Source organism: Achromobacter sp. DH1f, assembly GCF_000633435.1.
Lineage (GTDB): Bacteria > Pseudomonadota > Gammaproteobacteria > Burkholderiales > Burkholderiaceae_B > Achromobacter > Achromobacter deleyi.
Map to the genome: position 1 here is coordinate 24,572 of NZ_AYMF01000027.1, position 23,343 is coordinate 47,914.

At 65.2% G+C, this 23,343-nt stretch carries 24 protein-coding genes and 1 pseudogene; 16 read left to right on the forward strand and 9 right to left on the reverse strand.

What is annotated here, in order from left to right; genetic code table 11:
• Positions 1-28: 28 nt before the first annotated feature.
• Both acnB and U858_RS0123035 read left to right on the forward strand, forming a co-directional pair.
• Positions 29-2,620, forward strand: a complete 2,592-nt coding sequence (acnB, locus tag U858_RS0123030) for a bifunctional aconitate hydratase 2/2-methylisocitrate dehydratase (protein WP_025139512.1) — start codon at positions 29-31, stop codon at positions 2,618-2,620.
• A 214-nt stretch (positions 2,621-2,834) separates the two neighbouring features.
• Positions 2,835-3,434: a hypothetical protein gene (locus tag U858_RS0123035; RefSeq protein ID WP_025139513.1), complete on the forward strand. Its 600-nt coding sequence runs from the start codon at positions 2,835-2,837 to the stop codon at positions 3,432-3,434.
• A gap of 77 nt (positions 3,435-3,511) precedes the next feature.
• Here U858_RS0123035 and U858_RS0123040 read toward each other — a convergent pair whose 3' ends face one another.
• A complete protein-coding gene (locus U858_RS0123040) occupies positions 3,512-4,171 on the reverse strand; it encodes a thiopurine S-methyltransferase (protein ID WP_025139514.1) in 660 nt (219 codons plus the stop codon).
• 283 nt (positions 4,172-4,454) lie between these two features.
• On the opposite strand from U858_RS0123040, the gene U858_RS0123045 reads away from it, so the two are divergent.
• From U858_RS0123045 to U858_RS0123055, 3 genes are all read left to right on the forward strand, one after another.
• The gene (locus U858_RS0123045) at positions 4,455-5,000 is read left to right on the forward strand and encodes a fasciclin domain-containing protein (protein ID WP_025139515.1); all 546 of its coding nucleotides are present in this window, start codon (positions 4,455-4,457) and stop codon (positions 4,998-5,000) included.
• A 50-nt stretch (positions 5,001-5,050) separates the two neighbouring features.
• Positions 5,051-5,806 carry a tetratricopeptide repeat protein gene (locus U858_RS0123050; protein WP_051593663.1) on the forward strand — a complete coding sequence of 252 codons (756 nt, stop codon included), beginning with the start codon at positions 5,051-5,053 and terminating at the stop codon, positions 5,804-5,806.
• Positions 5,807-5,902: 96 nt separating this feature from the next.
• Positions 5,903-6,703 carry a hypothetical protein gene (locus U858_RS0123055; protein ID WP_051593664.1) on the forward strand — a complete coding sequence of 267 codons (801 nt, stop codon included), beginning with the start codon at positions 5,903-5,905 and terminating at the stop codon, positions 6,701-6,703.
• A 45-nt stretch (positions 6,704-6,748) separates the two neighbouring features.
• On the opposite strand, the pseudogene U858_RS0123060 reads toward U858_RS0123055, so the two are convergent.
• The 3 genes and pseudogenes from U858_RS0123060 to U858_RS0123070 all read right to left on the reverse strand — a co-directional run.
• Positions 6,749-7,504, reverse strand: a pseudogene (locus tag U858_RS0123060) (YoaK family protein); the annotation flags it as partial.
• A 9-nt stretch (positions 7,505-7,513) separates the two neighbouring features.
• Positions 7,514-8,206 carry a lysozyme inhibitor LprI family protein gene (locus U858_RS0123065; RefSeq protein WP_157838838.1) on the reverse strand — a complete coding sequence of 231 codons (693 nt, stop codon included), beginning with the start codon at positions 8,204-8,206 and terminating at the stop codon, positions 7,514-7,516.
• Positions 8,207-8,332: 126 nt separating this feature from the next.
• A complete protein-coding gene (locus U858_RS0123070; RefSeq protein ID WP_025139520.1) occupies positions 8,333-9,379 on the reverse strand; it encodes an aldo/keto reductase in 1,047 nt (348 codons plus the stop codon).
• 319 nt (positions 9,380-9,698) lie between these two features.
• On the opposite strand from U858_RS0123070, the gene U858_RS0123075 reads away from it, so the two are divergent.
• The 6 genes from U858_RS0123075 (at position 9,699) to U858_RS0123100 (ending at position 14,573) form a co-directional block, all read left to right on the forward strand.
• Positions 9,699-10,658, forward strand: a complete 960-nt coding sequence (locus tag U858_RS0123075; RefSeq protein WP_025139521.1) for an AraC family transcriptional regulator — start codon at positions 9,699-9,701, stop codon at positions 10,656-10,658.
• A gap of 104 nt (positions 10,659-10,762) precedes the next feature.
• The gene (locus tag U858_RS0123080; RefSeq protein ID WP_025139522.1) at positions 10,763-11,731 is read left to right on the forward strand and encodes a LysR substrate-binding domain-containing protein; all 969 of its coding nucleotides are present in this window, start codon (positions 10,763-10,765) and stop codon (positions 11,729-11,731) included.
• Positions 11,732-11,856: 125 nt separating this feature from the next.
• Positions 11,857-12,480, forward strand: a complete 624-nt coding sequence (ycaC, locus tag U858_RS0123085) for an isochorismate family cysteine hydrolase YcaC (protein WP_025139523.1) — start codon at positions 11,857-11,859, stop codon at positions 12,478-12,480.
• A gap of 128 nt (positions 12,481-12,608) precedes the next feature.
• Positions 12,609-13,157 carry a DUF3455 domain-containing protein gene (locus U858_RS0123090; protein ID WP_025139524.1) on the forward strand — a complete coding sequence of 183 codons (549 nt, stop codon included), beginning with the start codon at positions 12,609-12,611 and terminating at the stop codon, positions 13,155-13,157.
• Positions 13,158-13,281: 124 nt separating this feature from the next.
• On the forward strand, positions 13,282-13,851 hold the full coding sequence (locus U858_RS0123095) for a sigma-70 family RNA polymerase sigma factor (protein ID WP_025139525.1): 570 nt from the start codon (positions 13,282-13,284) through the stop codon (positions 13,849-13,851).
• Positions 13,848-14,573 carry an anti-sigma factor domain-containing protein gene (locus tag U858_RS0123100; RefSeq protein ID WP_025139526.1) on the forward strand — a complete coding sequence of 242 codons (726 nt, stop codon included), beginning with the start codon at positions 13,848-13,850 and terminating at the stop codon, positions 14,571-14,573. Before U858_RS0123095 ends, U858_RS0123100 begins: the two co-directional genes overlap by 4 nt.
• Before the next feature lie 3 nt (positions 14,574-14,576).
• Here the strand turns inward: U858_RS0123100 and U858_RS0123105 are convergent, their stop codons facing one another.
• On the reverse strand, positions 14,577-15,722 hold the full coding sequence (locus U858_RS0123105; RefSeq protein ID WP_025139527.1) for a sterol desaturase family protein: 1,146 nt from the start codon (positions 15,720-15,722) through the stop codon (positions 14,577-14,579).
• Between the two features lie 261 nt (positions 15,723-15,983).
• On the opposite strand from U858_RS0123105, the gene U858_RS0123110 reads away from it, so the two are divergent.
• The 3 genes from U858_RS0123110 (at position 15,984) to U858_RS0123120 (ending at position 17,369) form a co-directional block, all read left to right on the forward strand.
• Entirely contained in the window at positions 15,984-16,208 is a 225-nt protein-coding gene (locus U858_RS0123110) for a YdcH family protein (RefSeq protein WP_025139528.1), read from the forward strand.
• A gap of 175 nt (positions 16,209-16,383) precedes the next feature.
• Entirely contained in the window at positions 16,384-16,635 is a 252-nt protein-coding gene (locus U858_RS0123115; RefSeq protein ID WP_025139529.1) for a hypothetical protein, read from the forward strand.
• Between the two features lie 131 nt (positions 16,636-16,766).
• A complete protein-coding gene (locus tag U858_RS0123120) occupies positions 16,767-17,369 on the forward strand; it encodes a LysE/ArgO family amino acid transporter (protein ID WP_025139530.1) in 603 nt (200 codons plus the stop codon).
• 57 nt (positions 17,370-17,426) lie between these two features.
• Here U858_RS0123120 and U858_RS0123125 read toward each other — a convergent pair whose 3' ends face one another.
• The 3 genes from U858_RS0123125 to U858_RS0123135 all read right to left on the reverse strand — a co-directional run bounded on the left by U858_RS0123125 (position 17,427) and on the right by U858_RS0123135 (position 20,260).
• The gene (locus tag U858_RS0123125) at positions 17,427-17,894 is read right to left on the reverse strand and encodes a carboxymuconolactone decarboxylase family protein (RefSeq protein ID WP_025139531.1); all 468 of its coding nucleotides are present in this window, start codon (positions 17,892-17,894) and stop codon (positions 17,427-17,429) included.
• A 106-nt stretch (positions 17,895-18,000) separates the two neighbouring features.
• Positions 18,001-18,981, reverse strand: a complete 981-nt coding sequence (locus U858_RS0123130) for an esterase (protein ID WP_198529755.1) — start codon at positions 18,979-18,981, stop codon at positions 18,001-18,003.
• A 7-nt stretch (positions 18,982-18,988) separates the two neighbouring features.
• On the reverse strand, positions 18,989-20,260 hold the full coding sequence (locus tag U858_RS0123135) for a 2-hydroxycarboxylate transporter family protein (RefSeq protein ID WP_025139533.1): 1,272 nt from the start codon (positions 20,258-20,260) through the stop codon (positions 18,989-18,991).
• A 162-nt stretch (positions 20,261-20,422) separates the two neighbouring features.
• Here U858_RS0123135 and U858_RS0123140 point away from each other — a divergent pair, with 162 nt between their 5' ends.
• Together U858_RS0123140 and U858_RS0123145 are read left to right on the forward strand one after the other, a co-directional pair.
• Entirely contained in the window at positions 20,423-21,364 is a 942-nt protein-coding gene (locus U858_RS0123140; protein WP_025139534.1) for a LysR family transcriptional regulator, read from the forward strand.
• On the forward strand, positions 21,361-21,864 hold the full coding sequence (locus U858_RS0123145; protein WP_157838839.1) for a hypothetical protein: 504 nt from the start codon (positions 21,361-21,363) through the stop codon (positions 21,862-21,864). Before U858_RS0123140 ends, U858_RS0123145 begins: the two co-directional genes overlap by 4 nt.
• A 73-nt stretch (positions 21,865-21,937) precedes the next feature.
• Here the strand turns inward: U858_RS0123145 and U858_RS0123150 are convergent, their stop codons facing one another.
• The gene (locus U858_RS0123150; RefSeq protein WP_025139536.1) at positions 21,938-23,188 is read right to left on the reverse strand and encodes an NAD(P)/FAD-dependent oxidoreductase; all 1,251 of its coding nucleotides are present in this window, start codon (positions 23,186-23,188) and stop codon (positions 21,938-21,940) included.
• Positions 23,189-23,343 lie beyond the last annotated feature (155 nt).

Here is a 23,343-nt window from a genome sequence, read left to right on the forward strand (position 1 = left end):
TTCCAACCCGACTTTAAGCAGGCCTCACATGCTGGATACTTACCGCCAACACGTTGCCGAACGCGCGGCTCTGGGGATTCCCCCGCTGCCCCTGACGGCCAAACAAACCGCTGAACTGATCGAACTGCTGAAGAATCCGCCCGCTGGCGAAGAGCAGAACCTGGTCGAGTTGCTGACCCACCGTGTGCCGGCCGGCGTGGACGACGCCGCCAAGGTCAAGGCGTCGTATCTGGCCGCCGTGGCCCTGGGCTCGGAAGCTTGTGCCCTGATCAGCCGCGCCAAGGCGACCGAACTGCTCGGCACGATGCTGGGTGGCTACAACATTGGCCCGCTGGTCCAACTGCTTGACGATGCGGAAATCGGCACCATCGCCGCCGATGCCCTGAAAAAGACCCTGTTGATGTTCGACGCCTTCCACGACGTGAAGGAAAAGGCCGACAAGGGCAACGCCAACGCCAAGTCCGTGATGCAGAGCTGGGCCGACGCCGAATGGTTCACCAGCCGTCCGGAACTGCCCCAGAGCCTGACCATCACGGTCTTCAAGGTGCCTGGCGAAACCAACACCGACGACCTGTCGCCCGCCCCGGACGCCACCACCCGCCCCGACATTCCGATGCACGCCCTGGCGATGCTGAAGAACAAGCGCGACGGCGCAGCCTTCCAGCCGGAAGAAGACGGCAAGCGCGGCCCGGTCAAGTTCATCGAATCGCTGAAGGAAAAGGGCCACCTGGTCGCCTACGTGGGTGACGTGGTCGGTACCGGTTCCTCGCGCAAGTCGGCCACCAACTCGGTGCTGTGGTTCACGGGCGAAGACATCCCCTTCGTGCCGAACAAGCGCTTCGGCGGCGTCTGCCTGGGCAACAAGATCGCCCCGATCTTCTACAACACGATGGAAGACGCCGGCGCCCTGCCGATCGAGCTGGACGTGTCGCAGATGGAAATGGGCGACGTGGTTGAACTGCGTCCCTACGAAGGCAAGGCCATCAAGAACGGCGAAGTCATCGCCGAATTCGAAGTGAAGTCGGACGTGCTGTTCGACGAAGTGCGCGCCGGCGGCCGCATTCCGCTGATCATCGGCCGTGGCCTGACGGGCAAGGCGCGCGAAGCGCTGGGCCTGCCGCCGTCGACGCTGTTCCGCCTGCCCAAGGACCCGGTCGACACCGGCAAGGGTTTCACGCTGGCCCAGAAGATGGTCGGCCGCGCCTGCGGTCTGGAAGAAGGCCGCGGCATTCGCCCGGGTACCTACTGCGAACCGAAGATGACCTCGGTCGGCAGCCAGGACACCACTGGCCCGATGACCCGCGACGAGCTGAAGGACCTGGCCTGCCTGGGCTTCTCGGCCGACCTGGTGATGCAGTCGTTCTGCCACACCGCCGCCTACCCCAAGCCTGTGGACGTGAAGACGCACCACACGCTGCCGGAATTCATCAGCACCCGTGGCGGCGTGTCGCTGCGCCCGGGCGATGGCGTGATCCACTCGTGGCTGAACCGCATGCTGTTGCCCGACACCGTCGGCACCGGCGGCGACTCGCACACCCGCTTCCCCATCGGCATCTCGTTCCCGGCCGGTTCGGGCCTGGTCGCCTTTGCCGCTGCCACCGGCGTGATGCCGCTGGACATGCCGGAATCGGTGCTGGTCCGCTTCAAGGGCAAGCTGCAGCCCGGCGTGACCCTGCGCGACCTGGTCAACGCCATCCCGCTGTACGCCATCAAGCAAGGCCTGCTGACGGTGGCCAAGCAAGGCAAGAAGAACATCTTCTCCGGCCGCATCCTGGAAATCGAAGGCCTGCCCGACCTGAAGGTCGAACAAGCCTTTGAACTGTCGGACGCCTCGGCCGAACGTTCGGCCGCCGGCTGCTCGGTGCGCCTGAACAAGGAACCGATCATCGAGTACATCAACAGCAACATCGTGATGTTGAAGTGGATGATCGCCAATGGCTACGAAGACGAGCGCACGCTGGGCCGCCGCATCAAGGCAATGGAAGCCTGGCTGGCCGACCCCAAGCTGCTGGAACCGGACGCCGACGCCGAGTACGCCGCCGTCATCGAGATCGACCTGGCCGACGTACACGAGCCCATCGTGGCCTGCCCGAACGACCCGGACGACGTCAAGACGCTGTCGGAAGTTGCCGGCGCCAAGATCGACGAAGTGTTCATCGGCAGCTGCATGACCAACATCGGCCACTTCCGCGCAGCGTCCAAGCTGCTGGAAGGCAAGCGCGACATCCCCGTCAAGCTGTGGGTGGCCCCGCCCACCAAGATGGATGCCACGCAACTGACCGAGGAAGGCCACTACGGCGTGTTCGGCACCGCCGGTGCGCGCACCGAAATGCCGGGCTGCTCGCTGTGCATGGGCAACCAGGCCCAGGTGCGCGAAGGCGCGACCGTCATGTCGACCAGCACCCGCAACTTCCCGAACCGCCTGGGCAAGAACACCAACGTGTACCTGGGTTCGGCCGAGCTGGCCGCCATCTGCTCGAAGCTGGGCCGGATTCCGACCAAGGATGAGTACATGGCCGACATGGGCGTCATCAACAAGAGCGGCGATCAGATCTATCAGTACCTGAACTTCGACAAGATCGCTGACTACAAGGACGTGGCCGACGTGATCGAGGTGTAAGCCTCATCCGCCAGGCTTGCCTGCAGACGGCCCCGGAGCGATCCGGGGCCGTTTTTCTTTGGCGGCGCGGCAAGGCCGAAAAGGGGGCAATTCGCGTCCCGGCGGGAATTTAGTCGGGGACGGAACTTTTTAGACGATACGTTTTCATACAATCACCGTAACCAATGACACAAAACCCCTGACAGCCGCCTGCCGGCCCTGGAGAAGACTGCCAATGACACGGCTCTTGTTGCCGCTGCCGCTGTTGACGGCGCTTGCCGGCTGCGCCACGGCGCCGCCCTCGAACCCCGAGAACATCTGCGCCATCTTCCGCGAAAAGCCGGACTGGCACGATGCCGCGCTGAAAGTGCAGAAGAAATGGGGTGCGCCGGTGCAGGTACCCATGGCGATGATGTACCAGGAATCGTCGTTCAAGCAGGACGCCGTGCCGCCGCGCTATTACTTCCTGGGCATCATCCCCTGGGGCCGGGTCAGTTCCGCCTACGGCTACGCCCAGGCCAAGGACGAGACCTGGGGCGACTACAAGAAAGACGCCGGTGGCTGGGGCTCCAGCCGCGACAATTTTGCCGACGCGCTGGATTTCATGGGCTGGTACATGAACAAGACCCAGCGCCTGAACGGCGTGTCCAAGTCCGACGCCTACGGCCAATACCTGAACTACCACGAAGGCTGGACCGGCTACCGCAACCGCAGCTACGACCGCAAGGCCTGGCTCAAGACGGTCTCGAAGAAGGTGCAGGCGCGCGCCGACAAATTCGCCAGCCAGTACAAGAGCTGCGAAAAGGACCTGACGCGCGGCGGCTGGTTTTTCTAGGCGGGGCTTTCCAGGCGGGTTTTTCCAGCGGCTTTTTTCCAAGGAAGGCGGCTCGCACCGCCCCCCCTTGGCCGCGATCAAGCCTGTACGCCCAGCCGATACACCACGGTATCGAGCCGGCTGACTCCGCGTTCGGCGAACTTGGGTTCCTTGGCCAGGATGTCACGGCGGTCGATGATGACGGCCGGCGACACCCCGGTGAACAAGGCCCGCACTTCGGTATCGACCAGCGCGAACGGCGGCCCTTCCATTTCTTCCTGGGGATAATCCAGGGTGATCAGCAAACCGCGATAGCCCGGCGCCAATTGCCCATAGACGTGGCGCACGTAGGCGCCGCGCATGTCCGCCGGCAAGGCAATCAGTGCCGCACGGTCATAGGCGCCCACGCAATGCGACAGCAGTTGCGCGTCCAGCTTGAAGATATCGCCGCAGATGATCTCGATATTGCCCGCGACATAATGCTTGCCGTAGGCGGTGTCGTGGATGACGGGCTTGAGCTCGTTTTCAGTGAAGAATTGCTCGACCGCCAATTGGGACAGTTCCACGCCCAATACCTGAAAGCCCTGGGCCGCCAGCCACACCATATCCAGCGACTTGCCGCACAGCGGCACCAGCACCTTGCCCCCGGGGGGCACCGACAGCGTCGGCCAGTATTTCTGCAACAGGGGCGTCACGCGCGTTTGATGAAAATGCGTGCGACCGTCGCGCCAGCGTTCCAACCAGAATTCCGCGTCCATGCTTTGTATTTATCCTCCTGAAAATAGCGAATTACTCCATTCGCGGGCGGTGCCGCGCGCCGGTGCGCGGCTTGGCAAGACCCCTTGATACTACCTGTACGGCGGCGGACCAGCATCGGGAACAAGCGGCCGAATAATGCCCATACTTGCGCGCGATCCAAGCAAAGGCTGGGCGGTACAGGCGTCCGGGCATGCTCCTAGGGTTTATCCCAACCCCTGTCTTGCATCCATGCCAAGGCCAGCCCCGTATGTGTTCGTGACGGCCAACACAAAGGAGATCGTCATGAAATTGCTAGCCTCGATTGCCATCGCCTGCTCTGCCCTGACCCTGTCGCCGACCTATGCGGCCGACGTCATGGTGGGGGGACAAGCGATGATGCCCAGCAAGAACATCGTGGCCAACGCGGTCAATTCCGCCGACCACACCACGCTGGTCGCAGCGGTGAAAGCCGCCGGCCTGGTGGATACGTTGCAGGGCAAGGGGCCGTTCACGGTCTTCGCGCCCACCAATGCCGCGTTCAACAAACTGCCGCCCGGCACGGTCGACACCCTGGTCAAGCCGGAAAACAAGGCCACGTTGACCAAGATCCTGACCTACCACGTGGTGCCGGGCAAACTGGACTTCGACGCCCTGGCCGCCAAGGCCAAAAAGGGCGGCGTCACCGAACTGACCACGGCCAGCGGCGGCAAGCTCTGGGTCATGATGAACGGCAAGCACAACCTGACCGTCAAGGACGAAAAGGGCGGCGTGGCCAATATCAGCACCTATGACGTATACCAGTCCAACGGCGTGATCCACGTGATCGACAGCGTCCTGATGCCCAAGTAAGCGCATCCGGGATATCGTAGGGGTCCCTGCGACCCCTACCCCGCCCCCTCATGACCGCAACGCTGCTTCGTGCTTGTCGATCGTTGTCCGGTTTACGTCTTGCCGCGATACCCGGCCTGTTGGCCGTCTTGCTGCTGGTCGGCCAGCCCGCCCACGCGCAGCAAGCCCAGCCCCTGGAATTCGATAACGCCTACAAGGCCGAACTGGCTTCGGAGAGCGCCGCCTTGCGCACCCGCATCCAGCAATGGCCCGCGCCGCTGCAGGACATGAACCAGCAGATCTCCGCCGCACTGCGCGCCAACGATCCCGCACAGGCGCAGCGTATCGCCGAAGCCCTGTCGCAACGCGAGCCGGGCAATGCCGACATCAAGAACTTCCTGGGCAAGCTGCAATCCATCAACGGCCAGCAAGCGGCGGCGGTCAAGCTGTTCGACGAGGCGATCACCCTGGCCCCGGACAATCGCTGGTTCTATGTGAACAAGGCCGGTGCGCAGGCCGAATTGCGCGATCTGCCCAACGCGCTGGCCACGGCGCAGGCCCTGACGGCACGCTATCCGCAATGGAGCATCGGCCTGAACCTGCAAGCCGCGCTGCTGGACGGCCTGGATCGCATCCCGGAGGCGCTGAAGGTGTATGACCAGGCGGTGCACGCCACGCCGCCCAGCGCCCAGATCCTGACCAACCAGGGCCTGCTGCTGCGGCGGCTGGGCCGCCAGGCCGACGCCCGCGCCAGCTACGAAGCCGCGCTACGGGTGCAGCCCGGTTATTCCCGCGCCCAGGCCGAGCTGGCGTCGTTGCCGCGCTAGCGTTTCCTGAAGGCCGATTGCCCCACCACCGCAGGCCGGCTTTTCAGCAAGGTCGACTGCCCCACCCTACCGTCGTCCGTCGTCCCAGGAGCCCACATGCCCCGCATGCCGAACGTCATCTCCATGCCGCACCCCGCGTCCGTGCCCTGCCCGCCCCGCCGTGCGTTGACACTGGCACTGGCCGCGCTGGCCGTGGCGCCGCTGCGCGTCACGGCGGCCGCCGCGCCGAATGAGCGCGACGCCACCATCCGGCGCGTGTTCCAGGCCGATCTGGCGAGCATCCGCTACGGCGCTGACCATGCCAAGCTGATGCGCAATCTGGGCGTGATCTGGATTCCCGTGGAGACGGGCGCGCCCGGCATCGAATTCGAACATCCGCTGGGCGGCAATGACACGGTAGCTGCGGCAATGACGCTGCTGGGCACGGCCGACAAAAGCCTGGCAACCCAGCGCATGGCCGAGGTCTGCCGGCTCGTGCCCGCCTATGTGCGCCGCATCGGCCAGTTGGCGCCTGGCCGCTATGCGCTGCCGCGAGAGCGGCGCGAAGCCTTCGACTTTCCGGATAGCGGCGTGGATGCCAAGGGCTTTTTCCAACTGCGCCGCGAACATCTCACCCTGCTGCGCGCGGCCAACTGGCGCGAGGCTGGCCAGGGCGCGCTGGAAGCGGTGCTGCGTGAAGGCGACGCCTTCTGGCCCATGCCCTACATCGACGGCAAGCGCCCTTACGGCGACAGCAGCTTCTTCCAGATCGACATGGCGCGCGCGCTGGGCGAACCCTATGCGCAAGACGCCCAGGGCCGCGCCATCACCGAATCGGCCAAGGATGCGCGCCTGGCCAGCCTGCACTGGCAGACGGCCGCGGCGCTACAAGTCTTCCTGGCACACGCGAAGACCTAGGCGCTTCCCGCAATGCCACATGCCGCGCACGACGCGGCGTCACGGCCGGGAAAGGAACCCGCGGATATCGTCGGCCACCGGCACCGCGGCCAGCACCATCAGGCACAGCGCCAGCGGCAAGGTGGATCCGAAACCGTAGTGGAAGAACGAATACGCCCCCACGACACCGCCGGTAAAGAACAGCGTGACCATCCCGCCCAACACGATCAGCTTGCCGCGATCGGCCCGCACCGGCGGCGTCTGTGCGGCATCGGCCCGTGCCAGGTTCCAGTAGAACAGCTTGCCCAGTTCGATGCCGATATCGGTGACCATGCCGGTCACGTGGGTCGTGCGGATCTCGGACTTGGAAACCTTGGTGATCATCGCGTTCTGCAGGCCCATGATGTAGCACAGCAGCATCACGGTGCCTGGCACGTAGAACCAGCGCAGCGTTTCCAGATTGGCGCCCAGCAGCAGGCCGAACACCAGCAGCAGCATGGCTTCGACCAGCAGCGGCAGCGCGAACTCGCTGGCCAGGTGCGAGCGGCGCCCGAAATGGATCAACGACGCCGACGTAGCAGCCCCCGCCAGGAACGACAGCAACGCGGCCAGCCCTTGCAGCACCACCGCCAGGCCGCCCAGCGCCATGTGGTCGGCCATCATCGACACGATGCCCGACATGTGCGAGGTGTACTGCTGCACTGCCAGGAAGCCGCCCGCGTTGACGGCGCCCGCGGTGAAGGTCAGAAAATAAGCCAGCCGCCGGTTGGCCTGTGGCGTACGGCTGACCGCGGTGAGCTGGCGCAGGAAGGGAATGGGCACGGCAACGCCTCAGCGCACCGGAAAATAGGTGCCACCCAGCGAGCCGTTGACGCCGCAATTGGGCGAGCTGGCGCCGTTCTTATCGCCGGGAGGCGGCACTTCCTCGGCCACCACGCCCGCGCCCTTGCGGCGCAGTTGCAACGTCCAGCCGCCAGCGTCCTTTTCCTGGATCACCAACCTATCACCGCGCACCTCGCCCACCCCATAGGTGTCGCAAACCCAGCTGGCTTTATAGGGGTCTGCCGCCGACGCTTCGGCGAGCAAGCGGCCATCCGCTTGACGAGTCACCTTGAGTTGCCCGCCAAAATTGCGCCACTCGCCTTCGAACCCCTGGCGAGGCGTCAACACAAGCGACGCAAGGAACTTGTCGCGGCTCCCAAGACGTTCGGCGATTTCCGCCGCGCCTGTCATATTGACCCAAGGGTGCTCATAGGATTCGTCGCGCACGCCGACGAACAGCCATTGCTCGATGGACAGCGCCCTGGATGTCTCGGCATCGAAAGCGCTGCGCGCCTTGCCGTAACGGCTGGCAATGCTGACGTCCAACGCGGCCAACTTGGGATCGGCACAAATCGCTTTTTCGGCGCCGCTCTTGGCGCGGGCACAATCGAAAGATGGCTTGGACGCCGCCGCCCAGGCGCCATCCGCCATGGCAACCATCATGACAACCGCAACCCCTGCGGCGCGCGCATAGCGCTTCATAACGAAAGCGCCCGGGAAGGAAGACACGGCCAGCCTGGCCGACCGCGCCCGATCCCGGGATTCTACCGCCGCATCCGCGAGGGCGGCAGCCCTGGCCGCCGGGTGTGCACCCGGCGGCCAATGCGGTCAGTCGGCTTGCGACTCGGCCAGCTGCTTGCGACGGAATTCGCCCTGACGCACGTGCATCCAGCCCGGATACTCCGGCGGCAGCGCGCTGACCTTGTCCAGCAGGTCCAGTTCGTCAGGCGTCAGCTTGATGGCGGTGGCCGCCAGGTTGTCGTCCAGCTGGTCGACACGCTTGGCGCCGATGATGACGCTGGTCACCGAACGCTGGTGCAGCAGCCACGCCAACGCCACTTGCGCCACCGACACGCCGCGCGCATCCGCCACCTGACGCAAGACATCGATGCTGTCGAAGGCGCGGTCGCGGTCGACCGGCGGGAAGTCGAACTGGGCGCGGCGGCTGCCGGCCTCGGCCTGGCCGTCACGGCTGTACTTGCCGCTGAGCAAGCCGCCTGCCAGGGGGCTCCAGACCATCAGGCCCACGCCTTCGCTTTGCAGCAGCGGCACGATCTCGCGTTCCAGGTCGCGGCCGGCGATGGTGTAGTACGCCTGCAGCGATTCGAAGCGGGCCAGGCCCAGGCGCTCGGCAATGCCCAGCGCCTTCATGATCTGCCAGGCCGCCCAGTTGGACACGCCCACATAGCGCACGTGGCCGTGCTGCACCAGGTTGTCCAGCGCGCGCACGGTTTCCTCGACCGGCGTGGCCGGGTCGAAGCCGTGGATCTGGTACAGGTCGATGTGGTCCAGCTGCAGCCGCGACAGGCTTTTCTTGACGCTGTCCATGATGTGAAAGCGCGAATTGCCGCGAGCATTGACACCCGCGCCGGTCTGGCCGAACACCTTGGTCGCGATGACGACGTCGTCGCGCGCCACTTTCAGGTCGCGCAGCGCCTGGCCGGTGATGATTTCAGAGCGCCCTTCCGAATACACGTCCGCCGTGTCGATGAAGTTCACGCCCGCGTCCAGCGCGCGCCCCACCAGGCGGTTGGCGTCTTCCTGTTGCAGGTCGCCGATCTTGCTCCACAGTTCGCCTTCGCCGCCGAAGGTCATGGTGCCCAGGCAAAGTTCCGAGACGAACAGACCGGTGCTGCCGAATTTCTTGTACCGCATCATTGCACTCCTTCGTGGGCGTGGCGCGCCGCCGGTCCCGGAATGGGACGGCGATGTCGCGTGGCCGGGGTGGAAACAGTATGCGTCGCCGAGCCCTTCGGATGGATGCTCGATCCTGCCCTTTTTTTGCCTGATTCTCTGGCTGCGAGTCTACACACCGGGCATCCGCCCGATCCTCCGCATTCTTTGCCTAATCCTCCGCGCGCAGCCGGCAGGCCGTCCCAAGATGGCCTCTCCGGGTCTACACTCGATAACGCCTGATTCTCCGGCCGCCTCGCGCCCCACGCGTACGCGAGGCCGCCTTCCACGGAGCCGCCCGATGCCTCCCACCCCCGATCTGCCCATTGCCACCCCCGCCGCCATCCTGGATGCCGCGTTCGAGCCTGCCCGGCGCGAATTGCTGTGCCTGCTGGAACGCATGACCGGGGCGCTGGAGGGTTCGCTCGATACCCCCATCGAAGGCCTGTACCTGCATCGCATCTCGCAGCCCACCGGCCCCAAGCCCGCCTTGCAGAAGGCCGCGCTGGCAGTCATCGCCCAGGGGTCCAAGCGCCTGTTGATCGGTGACGAATCCTACGAGTACGACCCCTTCCACTACCTGATTTCGTCGGTCGACCTGCCGGTGGTGGCCAAGGTGTCGGTCGCCAGCCCGACCCTGCCTTACCTGGGCCTGCGGCTGGACCTGAATCCGGAAGAGATTTCCGAGCTGATCAGCGACGAGAACCTGCCGCCGCTGGTGCCGGCCGAGGCGTCGCGCGCGCTGTGCGTCAATCCGCTGGGCGGAACGCTGCTGGACGTGATGCTGCGGCTGCTGCGCCTGCTGGACAGCCCGCGCGACATTCCGATCCTGGCGCCGATGGTCAAGCGCGAATTGCTGTACCGCCTGCTGATGAACGGCCAGGGCGTGGTGCTGCGCCAGACCGTGCTGCAGGACAGCCAGCTGAACCGCGTGGCCAAGGCCATCCGCATCCTGCGCGACAACTATGCCCAGCCGCTGCGGGTCGAGGAAATCGCCCGCGACGTCCACATGAGCGTGTCGTCGCTGCACCATCATTTCAAGCAGGCCACGGCGATGAGCCCGCTGCAATACCAGAAGCACCTGCGGCTGCAAGAGGCACGCCGGCTGATGCTGACGGACGACGCCGGGGTGGCCCTGGCCGCCCACGCCGTGGGTTACGAGAGTTCGTCGCAATTCAGCCGCGAATACAGCCGCCTGTTCGGTACGCCGCCTTTGCGCGACAAGCAGCGCTGGAAGGACGAGGCCCTGGCGGCTGCCTGATTCTCTGGCGCGACGCCGCTGGTCCAACGTCTCGGGCAGGGCCGGCCGGGCAAAGGGCGATATGCTTGGGCATCCACCATCCCGATGACCCACCCGTGCGCCCTATGCAAGACCTGAACGACCTCTACTATTTCGTGCAAGTCGTGCGCAACGGCGGGTTCGCGCCGGCCGGGCGCGCCCTGGGCATCCCGAAATCGCGCCTGAGCCGCCGCATCGCCGAACTCGAAGAGCGCCTGAACGTGCGGCTGATCCAGCGGTCCACCCGCAGCTTCGCGGTCACTGAACTGGGGCAGGAATACTTCGAGCAATGCCTGGCCATGCTGGCCGGTGCCGAAGCCGCCCAGGACGTCATCGACCGTACGCATGCCGAACCCCAAGGCACGATCCGCATGAGCGCGCCGCCCGCGTTGATCTACTATTTCCTGGGCGACGTGGTGGCCCGATTCATGGAAAAGTGCCCCAAGGTGCACGTGTACCTGAAGAGTTTCAGCCGACCCGTCGATGTGCTGCGCGAAGGCTACGACCTGGCCGTGCGCGTACGGTTTGGCCACATCGAAAGCAGCGACCTGGTGATGAAGCACCTGGGCATGGGCTGCCAATGCCTGGTGGCCAGCCCGGACCTGGCACGCGGCCTGGCCTTCCCCGGCGACCCGGCACAGCTGAGCCAGATGCCCACGCTGGCCCTGGGCACCGAGCAGCGAGAATGCAATTGGCAGTTGCTTGGCGCCGACGGCGCCCGGCTGACGGTGCCGTTCACGCCGCGCCTGGTCACCGACGACATGCTGGCGCTCAAACAGGCCGCGCTGCGTGGCGTGGGGGTGGTGGCCCTGCCGCTGCTGATGATCCACGAGGAACTGGATGCCGGACGGCTGGTGAATGTGGGCAGCTCCTGGCAGCCCGAACCTGGCAACGTGCATGCCGTCTTCCCGTCGCGCCGAGGTCTGTTGCCCGCGGTACGCGAGCTGCTCGACTTCATGTCCCTGGAATACCGGCGCATCGCCGAACTGGAGTCCGGTGCACAACGCCGGCATGGCCTGCTTCTGCCCACGGCGCCCCCGTTGTCCGAAAAATAGGACGCTGAATACCATTTTGACCCACTACCGACATATTGTGCTTGTATTTAGGATGACGGCTATTCCCTCAAGTGACCCGGCGTGGCCCACGGCCCGCCCCCTTTCAAGCAGACGGAGCAAAAGCCATGACCAAACCCTATGTAAAGCTGGACAAGAACGAAGCGGCGGTACTGCTGGTCGATCATCAGGCAGGCCTCTTGTCACTGGTGCGCGACTTCCAGCCCGACCAGTTCAAGAACAACGTGCTGGCCCTGGCCGACCTGGCCGACTACTTCAAGCTGCCCACCATCCTCACGACCAGTTTCGAAGACGGTCCCAACGGTCCCCTGGTGCAGGAACTGAAAGACAAATTTCCGAAGGCGCCCTACATTGCCCGTCCCGGCAACATCAATGCCTGGGACAACGAAGACTTCGTCAAGGCCGTCAAGGCCACCGGCAAGAAGCAGCTGATCATTGCCGGGGTCGTCACCGAGGTGTGCGTGGCTTTCCCCGCGCTGTCCGCGCTGGAAGAAGGCTTTGACGTGTTCGTCGTCACGGACGCCTCGGGCACCTTCAACGAAGTCACCCGCAATGCCGCCTGGAGCCGCATGGAGCAGGCCGGCGCCCAACTGATGTCCTGGTTCGGCGTGGCCTGCGAACTGCATCGCGACTGGCGCAACGACATCGAAGGCCTGGGCACGCTGTTCGCCAACCACATCCCCGACTACCGCAACCTGATGGCCTCGTACTCCGCCAACAAGGCCAAGTAAGCCCGCAGGCCGGTGCGAAAAATATTTCGCACCGGCCTGCATCCAAACGCGGCTCCCGCGGGTAGTACCTGCAACGGCGCGCATTCTGCCCGCCGTATCCGCCAGGGACATCCCCCAGGAGACCGCTCATGACCACTCGCCCCACCCCTGCCACCGGCCTGTTGGCCGCCGCCCTGCTGGCCGCCTGCGGCCTGATGCAAGCCGCCCCCGCCATGGCGTATTCGCAGGACGCCCTGCCCGCACCCGTCCAGGTCCCCGCCGGCCACAAGGTCGCCTGGGAAACCGTCGGCGCAGGCGAAATCACCTATGAATGCCGCGCCAAGGCGGACGCCAAGGACCAGATGGAATGGGTCTTCGCCGGTCCGAAAGCCGTACTGAAGGATCGCCAGGGCAAGCAGGTCGGCACCTACTACGGCCCGCCCGCCACCTGGGAAGCCGCCGACGGCTCCAAGCTGACCGGCACCCAGGTCGCCGTGGCGCCCGCCGGCACGGGCAACCTGCCCTACCAGCTGGTCAAGGCCAACCCCGCCATGGGCGCCGGCGCCCTGACCGGCGTCGCCTACATCCAGCGCACCGCGCTCAAGGGTGGCGTCGCCCCGCAAACGCCCTGCACCACGGCCGGGCAGCGCAGCCAGGTCTCGTACCAGGCCGACTACATCTTCTGGAAGGCGGACTGAAGGGACGGGCCAAGGCGGCGTGCAACGGCACGGGTCACGGTGGCGGGAGTCCGGTAACATGCCAGCATCCGCCGCCGCCCGGGCCTTGCCCGGCCCCACGCCCACCGCCCCTGCCCCCGCGCGCATGCCGAACCGACCTGTTCCGGATTTCGATTACGAAGCGGCCCTCGCGCAGTGCGCCGCGGGGCGACGCTCGGCGCTGGAAGCCCTGTACCGGCATGAAGGCCCGCGGCTGCTGGGCGTGGCCCAGCGCATCGTGCGAGACCGCGCCCGCGCCGAAGACATCGTGCACGACGCCTTCGTCAATATCTGGAACCGGGCCGCCAGCTTCGACGCCACGCGCGGCTCGGCCCGCGGCTGGCTCTACAGCGTGGCCCGCAACCTGGCGCTGAACGCCGTCCGAGACGGCCGCCACGAAACCGCGGTGGACGACGACACCGCCGCCGCGCTGGACGCCCGCGATGCGATCGAGGCCTGGCACGACACGCGTGAAGCCTTCGACTGGCGCGACAGCGCCGGCCGCATCGGCGCCTGCCTGGAACAACTGGAACCCGTGCGCCGCAACTGCGTGCTGCATGCCTACGTCGAAGGCCTGTCGCACAGTGAAATCGCGCAACGCCTGGGCGCCCCGCTGGGCACCGTCAAAGCCTGGATCAAGCGCAGCCTGAAAGCGCTGAAGGAATGCCTGGCATGAGCGCCCTGCCCGATACCCCCGAAGGCCTGGACGAACTGGCCGGCGAATACGTGCTGGGCACCTTGTCCGGCGCGCGCCGTCGCGACATCGACGCCCGCCTGCCGCACGATACCGCGCTGCGTGCCGCCGTCGACCGCTGGGAAGCGCGCCTGCTGCCGCTGGCCAACCTGGCCACGCCGGTCGAGCCGTCGCCTGGCCTGTGGCCGCGTATCGAGAAGACGCTGAACGGCCAGTCGGCCGCCGCTCGGGCCGGCGCATCGTCGCGTCCGGGATGGTGGGACAGCCTGTTCTTCTGGCGCGGGGTCGCCGCCAGCGGCCTGGCCGCCGCGCTGGTCCTGGCCAGCACCCTGGCCCTGCGGCCCGCGCAAACGCCCGGCCCGATGCAATACATGGTGGTGCTGGTCGCCCCCCAATCGCAGACGCCGGGCTGGGTGGTGCAGGCGCAGGCGGGCGAGCGCGAGGTGCAACTGGTGCCGATCGCAGCCATGCAGGTGCCGGCCGATCGCGCGCTGGAATTCTGGACCAAGGCCGACGGCTGGGCCGGCCCGGTGTCGCTGGGCCTGGTCAAACCGGGCGAACCGGTGCGCATCCCGCTGGACAAGCTGCCGCCGCTGGAACCCAACCAGTTGTTTGAATTGACGCTGGAACCGGCCACCGGCTCGCCCATCGGCAAGCCGACCGGCCCGATCCAGTTCATTGGCCGGGCCGTGAAGGTGATGTAGCCGCTATTTCTTGCGGAAGGGATAAGCCTGCTGCGACAGGAACGTACCCGGCATGTCGTTGTCCAGGATGCCGTAGTTTTCCGGCAGGCGGTTGCCGGCGCCGCGCACCGCGGTGCCGAACAGGTAGTCGATGAACGACAGGTGCGCCGCATAGTTCTTGTCGATGGCTTCCGTGTCGGACGAATGGTGCCAGTGATGGAAATCCGGCGTCACGATCACATAGCGCAGCCAGCCCCAGGGCAGCTTGACGTTGGAGTGGATCAGCACCGCCTGGAAGCCCACGATGATGATGTAGGCGTCCAGCACCGGCTTGGAAAAGCCCAGCGCGAAGAGCACGCCCAGCACCGCCACGCGGGTGATCAGCAGCTCGACGATGTGCAGGCGCGAACCGGCCAGCCAGTCCAGCGTGCGGGTACTGTGGTGCACCGCGTGGATGCGCCACAGGAACGGCACCTCGTGATACGCCCGATGCGCGGCGTACTGCACCAGGTCGGCCACCAGCACCGCCAGGAACAGTTCAGCCAGGTACGGCAGCGACTGGATGGCCTGCTGCAGCGGTTCATAGGCCGCCCACGAGAACAACCGGTGCACGAAGAAGTTGATGCACAGCAGCACCGCCCCCACCGACAGGTGGTTGAACAGGAAGTGCTTCATGTCCACCTGCCATTCGCCGCGGAACACCGGCTGGCCGGGGTACAACGGGAACAGCTTTTCGAAGATGATGAACACGGTGCTGGACGCCAGCAGGTCCAGGATGAACCAGTCCAGGCCCAGGTAAGGATGGTGGCCCGTATTGGTGGAGGTCACCACCACCTGGCTGCCCCCGGCGGCCACCGCGCCGCACACCAGCACGAATGCCGTGATGTTCAGCCAGCGCTGGCGGCCAAACACGATGTTGGTCAGCGCAATGGTGCCCGACACCAGCAAGGCGCCGAACAACAGCGCGCGCATGGCTTCCACCGTATAGAAGGTGCGCAGTTCAGGCGTGGTCAGGTAGGCCGGGAAATGAAACGCCAGCACACCGAGCACGGACAGGATCGCCAGGAACAGCGCGATCACGCCGGTAATCATGCCGGTACCCGGATGGATGCGACCGTCTTGCTTGAACAGATCCAGGACTTGACGGTGAATGGGCGCGCGCTGATTCATTTCACTTTTATGGCAGACCACGGGGAAGCGAGTGTATGCCCGGCTCCCCGGTCACCATGTAATCAAACGTGAGCAGATAAATCCAAGCGACTGTGAGGCCCACCCGGGCGTGCGCCGCATCAAATTCGCCGCCTCGCCTGCGGCCACCCGAGGTTGACTTTGACGGGCCATTGCGATGTCATGGACCTGACAGCTCATCACGGGCCGGCCCGCCGGCTCCCGCGCAGTCCCCCTCCAACCGGATCAAGCAAAGAGGCCGTCATGTTCCCTGAGTATCGCCAACTGATTACCCAACTGAAAGCCGAAAACGGACACTTCTCGGCCCTGTTCCAGCGCCACAACGACCTGGACCAGGAAATCAAGAACATGGAGGCCGGCATCGTGCCCGCCTCGGACACCAGCGTCGAAGTCCTGAAAAAGGAAAAGCTGCTGCTCAAAGACAAGCTGTACAACCTGCTGCGCGCGGCCGACCAGAACGGCGGCTAGCCGGCGCAGTCAGCCAGCATTCCCGAGGCGCCATCTGCGGCGCCTTTTTGTTGCCCGCTTTTTTTGCCCGCATCTGTTGCCCGCTTTCGTTGCCCGCTTGCTGACAAATACCTGAACGAATAGAATCCCTCTGGTCCGGCCGCTTTTGCCGGAGGCGTAACCGAGGTGCTGCAAGGTGCATGACAGAGATTTCAAGCCAGGCGAAGCCGTGTCGCCCGTGACCGGCTGGGCCATGTTGCCGCTGGTCGAACACGACTCCCTGCTGTTCCGGCTGGATTTCCTGCCCGACCCGACCCCGTCGCCCACCGGGCCCAGCGCCCGTGGCCGCGTCTATGCCATGACGTCCGAGCAGCTGCAATTGCTGCTGGATTCGCTCAAGGCCCAGCTCGACAAGCTGCAACCCGGACCCGCCGCCGCGCGCCACTGAGTCTTGGATCGGGCGCGGCGTCAAGCGGGTCCGACCCGCTTGGATCAGCAGCGCTAAAGATAGATTAGTATCTTTAGATTCTCTAATCACACTACACCCGCTAGTCTGTCGCCCTTGCTTGCAGGTACGACATGACTCACGCCTTTCTTCCCGGTTTTCTCCTCAGCTTCAGCCTGATCCTCGCCATCGGCGCGCAGAACGCCTTCGTCTTGCGCCAAGGCCTGCGCCAGGAACACGTCCTGGCCGTCTGCCTGGTATGCGCGGTGTCGGATGCCCTGCTGATCGCGGCGGGCGTCGCGGGGTTCGGGCTGGCGTCCAACGCCCTGCCGTGGCTGGAGCCGGTGCTGCGTTATGGCGGCGCGCTGTTCCTGTTCGCCTACGCCGTCCGCAGCCTGCGGTCGGCCCTGCGCAACCACGGCAGCCTGACCCCGTCTTCGCGCCAGGCCGCCGGGCTGGGCGCCACGCTGGCCACCTGCCTGGCCTTCACCTGGCTGAACCCGCACGTCTACCTGGATACCGTGGTGCTGCTGGGGTCGATCTCCAGTCAGTACGAAGGGCAGAAGACCGCCTTCGCGCTGGGCGCCATGACGGCCTCGTTCGTGTTCTTTTTCACGTTGGGCTTCGGCGCCCGCCTGCTGCGGCCGGTATTCGCCAGCCAGACCGCCTGGCGGGTGCTGGATGCGCTGGTCGGCATCGCGATGCTGGCGATTGCGGTCAAGCTGGTGTGGCCCTGACGCTGCCGCAGGCGCGGCGCCGCGTTCGCAGGTCCGACCGCGCTCGCGGCCAGCCCCTTACTGCGCCTGCGCCGCCTTCTTTGCCGCAGCCGGCACATTGCGGAACGTGACGCCCAGGCGATTGAAGGCGTTCATCAGCCCGATGGCATAGGTCAGGTCCGCCAGTTCCTTGTCGTTGAACGCTGCGGCAGCCGCCTGGTAATCGGCGTCCGGCACGCCGGTTTCAGCGACCCGCGTCACGCATTCGGCCCAGGCCAGCGCGGCCTGTTCGCGCACGCTGAACACCGCCCCGCCTTCGCGCCACACCGGCACCAGCACCAGCTTGTCCACCGCCACGCCCTGCTTCTGCAAGTCGCGTGAATGCATGTCGATGCAATAGGCGCAGCCATTGATCTGCGAGACGCGCAGATAGACAAGGTTGACCAGCACTTCCGGCAGGCCGCAATGGCGCAGGTAGGCGTGCACGGCGCCGAAAGCCTTGTAGCCTTCGGGCGAGGCCTGGGTGTAGTCGATGCGTTGGCTCATGATGGGTCCTGATGGGTGTCTATCGAAGACTCCATACTGCGCCCGCGCGGAATTTTTCGGTAGATCCAAGAACCAGGTTGCGTGCTGGGCCATGATGGCCGCGCCGCTATCTGCCCGGCATCTGCGCGTCGACCCAGTCGGCAACCCGGTCCGCAATGTCGGCCGAGTTGCCATCCATCATGAGCAGGTGGGAATTGCCGAGTATCCCGCTGGCCGGCAGATCCAGTGTATCCACCCGGCCGCCCGCCGTTCGTACGCGATCCAGCCAACGATCCGCCCCGGCGCGATAGCGGCGCCACAGGTCGCTATGGCCAAAATGATCGCCCCAGACCACCAGGTGCGGCACCTCTGCCGCCTTGCGAGCCATGCCGGCGTCCAACGCCGGTGCGCCGGCCGGCTCGATCAACACCACCGCGGCAATCGCCCGCGGCATCAACGCCGCCAGTTGCGCCGCATGGCGAGCCCCTTCGCTATGGGCCACGATGATGCTGCGGCCAAACTGGCGCAGCAGTTCACCATAGGCAGCAAGGGTCCTGGCGCCATTGCATGTCCAGCGCGCCACGAATTGCTTGCCCAACTGGTCGATCCGCGCCACCGGAAAGCGCAGGCCGGGATGCGCCGCCCGGTTCGGGTAGCCGCCTGGCGGGCCGAACCGGAAGATGGACCAGGCCTGATCCACCGTGCGATGTTCCGGCGCCGTCGGCGAGATTTCTGGGTACGGTGCCCAGGAGGCCCGCCCCCGTTCGACGGCGTCGCTGACGCAGGTATGAAAACCGCGCCGCATGAAGTGTTCATGCCATCCGGGACGCCCATCCGGCGTTTCTTCCCAGGTGGCGCCCGTCATGCCGCCCCCATGCCAGAACAGCACGGGTAGCGAATAGGCCGCCCGAGCCAGTTCGAAATGCTGCGCGTACAGCTGCCCGACCTGATAGCGCCCGTTGGGATCGGACTGCCGCGGCGGCTCGCCCGGCACGGTCTCGAGGGTCTTGGGCGGCAAGCCTTGCAGATCCAGTGCCTGCCCGCCGATGTGAAATCCGCGCACGCGGCGCAGGGCAATCACGTCTTCCTGCATGGTTGGCGCCGCCACGACATTCCTAGACGACATAGCGAACCGCAATCAGTGCCAGCGTGACCGTGATCGCGCCGCCGATGCGCGTGGAAATCTGCGCGAACGGCATCAACGCCATGCGATTGGCGGCCGTCAGGATGGCGATATCGCCGGTGCCGCCCTGGCCGCTGTGGCAGGCGTTCACCACGGCCACATCGATGGGATACATGCGCAGCCGCCGCGCCACTGCGAAGCCGGTTGCGATCATCGAAAAGACCGTCGCGAACACCGTCACCAACGTGGGCAGATTGAAGGCGCTGACGAACTTGTCCCAGGGTGTCAACGCCACGCCCATGGCGAACAGCAAGGGATATGTCACCACCTTGGACGTAAAGGCATACAGGTCCTTGCCGGCGCGCTCGATCTTCAGCGGGATCATCCGCAGCAGCTTCATCGCCACCACCAGGATCAGCATCGCGATCGGCGCGGGAAAATCAAACAGCTTCTGGCCCAGCGTGCCCAACAGGTAGAGGCCTACGACCGTCACCAGGCCACTGCCCAGCGCCAGCGGTTCGAACACGGAAGGGGCAGGCGCGCCGTCCGTCTGCGAGGCCTGCAACGGATCGGCGCCGGGTTGCAGCTGCCCTTCCCCCGTCAGGTGCGGATAGCGCTTGCCCAGCATGTTCAACAGGCCCGACAGGATCACGGCGGTAAAGCTGCCCAGCATGACCACCGGAATGATCTGCGCGAACAGCACTTCCTGCGGCTGGTCCATCAGCATCGAATAGCCGAGCGAGAGCGGAATCGCACCTTCGCCCAAGCCACCGGCCATGATGGGAATGACGATGAAGAACAGGCTGTGTATCCAGTCGAACCCCATGGCCATGCCGACCCCGGTACCGACGACGCCCGCCACCACCGAGCCCGCCGCCAGGGGCACGAAGATCTTCAGGAATCCAGCCACCAGGACCTCGCGCGGCATGCTCATGATGCTGCCGACGATGATGATGGCGATATACAGGTACAGGAAGTTGGACACCTTGGTGAAGGTCTGCACCGACTCGACCACCTGCGGCGGAATCACGCCATAGAACGTCAGCGCGGAAGGCACCACGAACGCCATGATGGCGGCCGCGCCCGTCACCGAAATCAGGCGTACGCGCTTGCTCAGTTCCATGAAGACAAAGCCGCCCACCGCCAGCACCCCGATCGACATCGACAGGTCGGACGGCACTTTGCCTTTCGCGGTCATGACGCCGATCACCAGCAACAGCGCGGCAAACACCGGCAAAGGCACGACGCCGATCTGTACCTCCATCAATTTCAACCAGGCGCGCAACCATCCGGGTTGGGTCGGGGTCGCTGCCTGTTCCGCCTGTCTCATCGCGCTTCCTTATCGTTATGCGGGAAAGCGGCGAATGTAGCCATGCCATCCATAAATGTAAAATATGCCAAATTTATTCTTCCATATAAATAATCAATGGATGAGACTGACAAGCTGCCGCTGAGCCTGCAGCACCTGACCGCGCTGGTCGCCATCAGCGAAGCCCGCAGCATGACCGCCGCCGCGCAGAAACTGGGCATGGCCCAACCGGCGCTCAGCATCGCGATCGCCAAGCTCGAAACGCGCCTGGGCACGGCGCTGCTGCACCGCGAACCGCGCGGCGTGCGGCTCACGCATGCGGGTGAATTACTGCTGGCGCGCGCCTACGACATCCTTGCGCTGACGCAGGCCAGCCTGCGCGAGCTAAATGCCCTGCGCCAGGAACCGCAAGGCGAAGTCGCCATCGGCCTGCCGTCGTCAACCGCAGCAGTCGCGGCCCTGCCCATCATCGAAAGGCTGTCCAGCACCTATCCCAAGATCAAGCTGCGCGTGGTGGAGGCCTTTTCCGGCTACCTGTGGAAATGGCTGCAGAACAACGAGATCGACATGGCCGTCGTGTTCGACCGTACGTCCACGATCGACCTGCACTGCCTGCCGCTGGCCCAGGAAACCATGCACCTGGTCAGCCGGCGCGGTGCGCGCGCCCGCCATGCGCCCGTGGCAATGTCCGAATTGGGCGCCTATCCCCTGGCCATGCCGTCGCGCGCCAACGGCTTTCGTACGGCCTTGGAAACCCATGCGGAAAAGCATGGTGCCGCCCTGAACGTGGCGCTGGAAATCGATGCCGGGCATCAATTGGTCAAGCTGGTCGCCAGCGGCCGCTACCATAGCGTGCTGGCGCCCTGCGCGGTCAAGGACGAGATCGAAGCGGGGCAGGTAGATGCCCGGCCGATCCATCCCCCGCTGGCCCGCACCGTCTGCCTGGCGCAACGTAAACTGGGCAAGATCGCCAATCCGGTGGATCTGGTGGCGGATGAAGTCATCGCCGAATGCCGCAACCTGATTGCGTCGGGTGCCTGGCAGGCAACATTGCTATGACGCAAGGAGACACCGTGCCGTTACGCGCCCCCTTCATGAAACCGCTCTTGCTGCTCGCGCTTTGCGTGCTCGCAGGCCCCGTCCGCGCCGGCTGCCCTGCCCCCGAGCAATGGACGCGCAGTTTCCAGCAGGACCACGCCGATTTCCACTGGAATACCGAGCGTCACGATCCTTCGCTGTACACCCCCGCCTTCGATGCCGCCCTGCGCGGGGAATGGGCCTACGCCAAAGGCGAAGTCGGCCACCTGGATTACGACCCCTGGCTGGGCGCGCAAGACGGCGACATCGGCGGGGCACCGGTTTTCGAAGCGGAGTCGACCTCGGAAGACACCGCCATCGTCGCCATGCGCTATCCCTTCGTCCTGGAGCCCGGCGGACCCAAAACCCCGCAGATCGTGCACCTGATCCTCAAACGGCAAGCGCCGCAATGCTGGCGGCTGGATGACTTCATCACGCCGCTGGGCGAGTCATTGAGACGCGTGTATGCCGCGGCGCCGTGAGCGCCGGGCATTGCCGCCCGCAAGTGGCCGGACGGTCAGGTCCGGCCCGCTTGCAGGCCACACGCCGGCTGCGTCATTCTTTCTTGTAAGCCAGGTAGTCCAGATGGATGCCGATATGGTCGGCGATGTAGCGGGCGTCGTGCCAGACGCCCCAGATGAAGGATGAACTGCGGTTGGTGAGGTTGGGCAGGCCGAGAAAGTAGATGCCTTTTTCGGCGGAAATGCCACGCTTGTGGATGGGGTAGCCCTTCTCGTCGAAGGTGTCGACGTCAATCCAGCTGAAGTCCACTTTGAAGCCGGTCGCCCACAGGATGGTCTTGATGCCGGCCTCGGCCAGGTTCAGGCTGAGGATGGGGTAAGCCAGGCATTCCGGGTCGGGCAGGAGCTTCCAGGCATCCGGTTCGGGGGGCAGGTCCAGGCCGTTCTGCTCGATGTAGGCATCGGCTTCGCGCAGGACCTCGAAGTAATCGGCATCGCCCTGGGCGACATCACGAGCCAGGTTGTCGGCAAAGCGCAGTGTGCCGTTCTCGTAGGCGGTCGTGATGCCGACGAGCTGGATGCCGTCGTGGGCCAGGCGCCGAAAGTCGACGGTCTTGCCGTTTTCGTAGCCGCTCACGGCGAAGGCGACGTGTTCGCGCTTCGGCTTTTTCTTGACTTCATCCCACATTCCCAGCGCGCCCAGCCACCAGCAATAGTCGCGTCCGCGGTAGGAACGGGGCGGTCGGTAGTGCTCACCCACCGACAGGTAGACGGTGCGGCCGGCCTGGCGCAGCTCTTCGGCGATCTGTGAACCGGAAGCGCCCGCGCCGACGACCAGTACGGCGCCGTCAGCAAGCTGGTCCGGGTTTTTATAGGCCGAGGAATGCAGTTGCTGGATGCCGGCGCCTTCCGGCACGATGTTCGGATAGGTCGGCACCTGGAAGGGGCCGGTCGCGGCGACCACGTGCAGCGCTTCGATCGTGCCTTCGGACGTGGTGACAGTGAAGCCCGGGCGCTTGTCATTGCGCTTGACGCGCCGGACCTCGACGCCGGTGCGCACCGGCGCATTGAGCATCCTGGCGTAGTCTTCAAAGTACTGGGCCATGCGCTCTTTCGGCGGAAAGACGTCGGGCCCGACGTCATCGAACTTCAGGCCGGGAAAGCGATCGTGCCAGGCGGGGCCGTTGGCCACCAGCGAGTCCCAGCGTTCGGAACGCCAGCGTTCGGCGATCCGCTTGCGTTCGAGCACGATATGCGGAATCCCCATGGCGCCAAGGTGCTCGCTCATAGCGATGCCGGCCTGGCCGGCGCCGATCACCAGCGTATTGGTTTTTTCAATTGACATGTGAAGATCCTAAGAAGTACCGAGACCCTGGTGCGTCTCGAGGCTGACACGACGAGCAAGGACAAGAAAGCCGGCGAACCGCGTGCACGATCCCGGTGCGCGCTGAACGATTGGCACGCAGTGTGACCCCGAAGCCCAGCGTTGATAACTTCGTT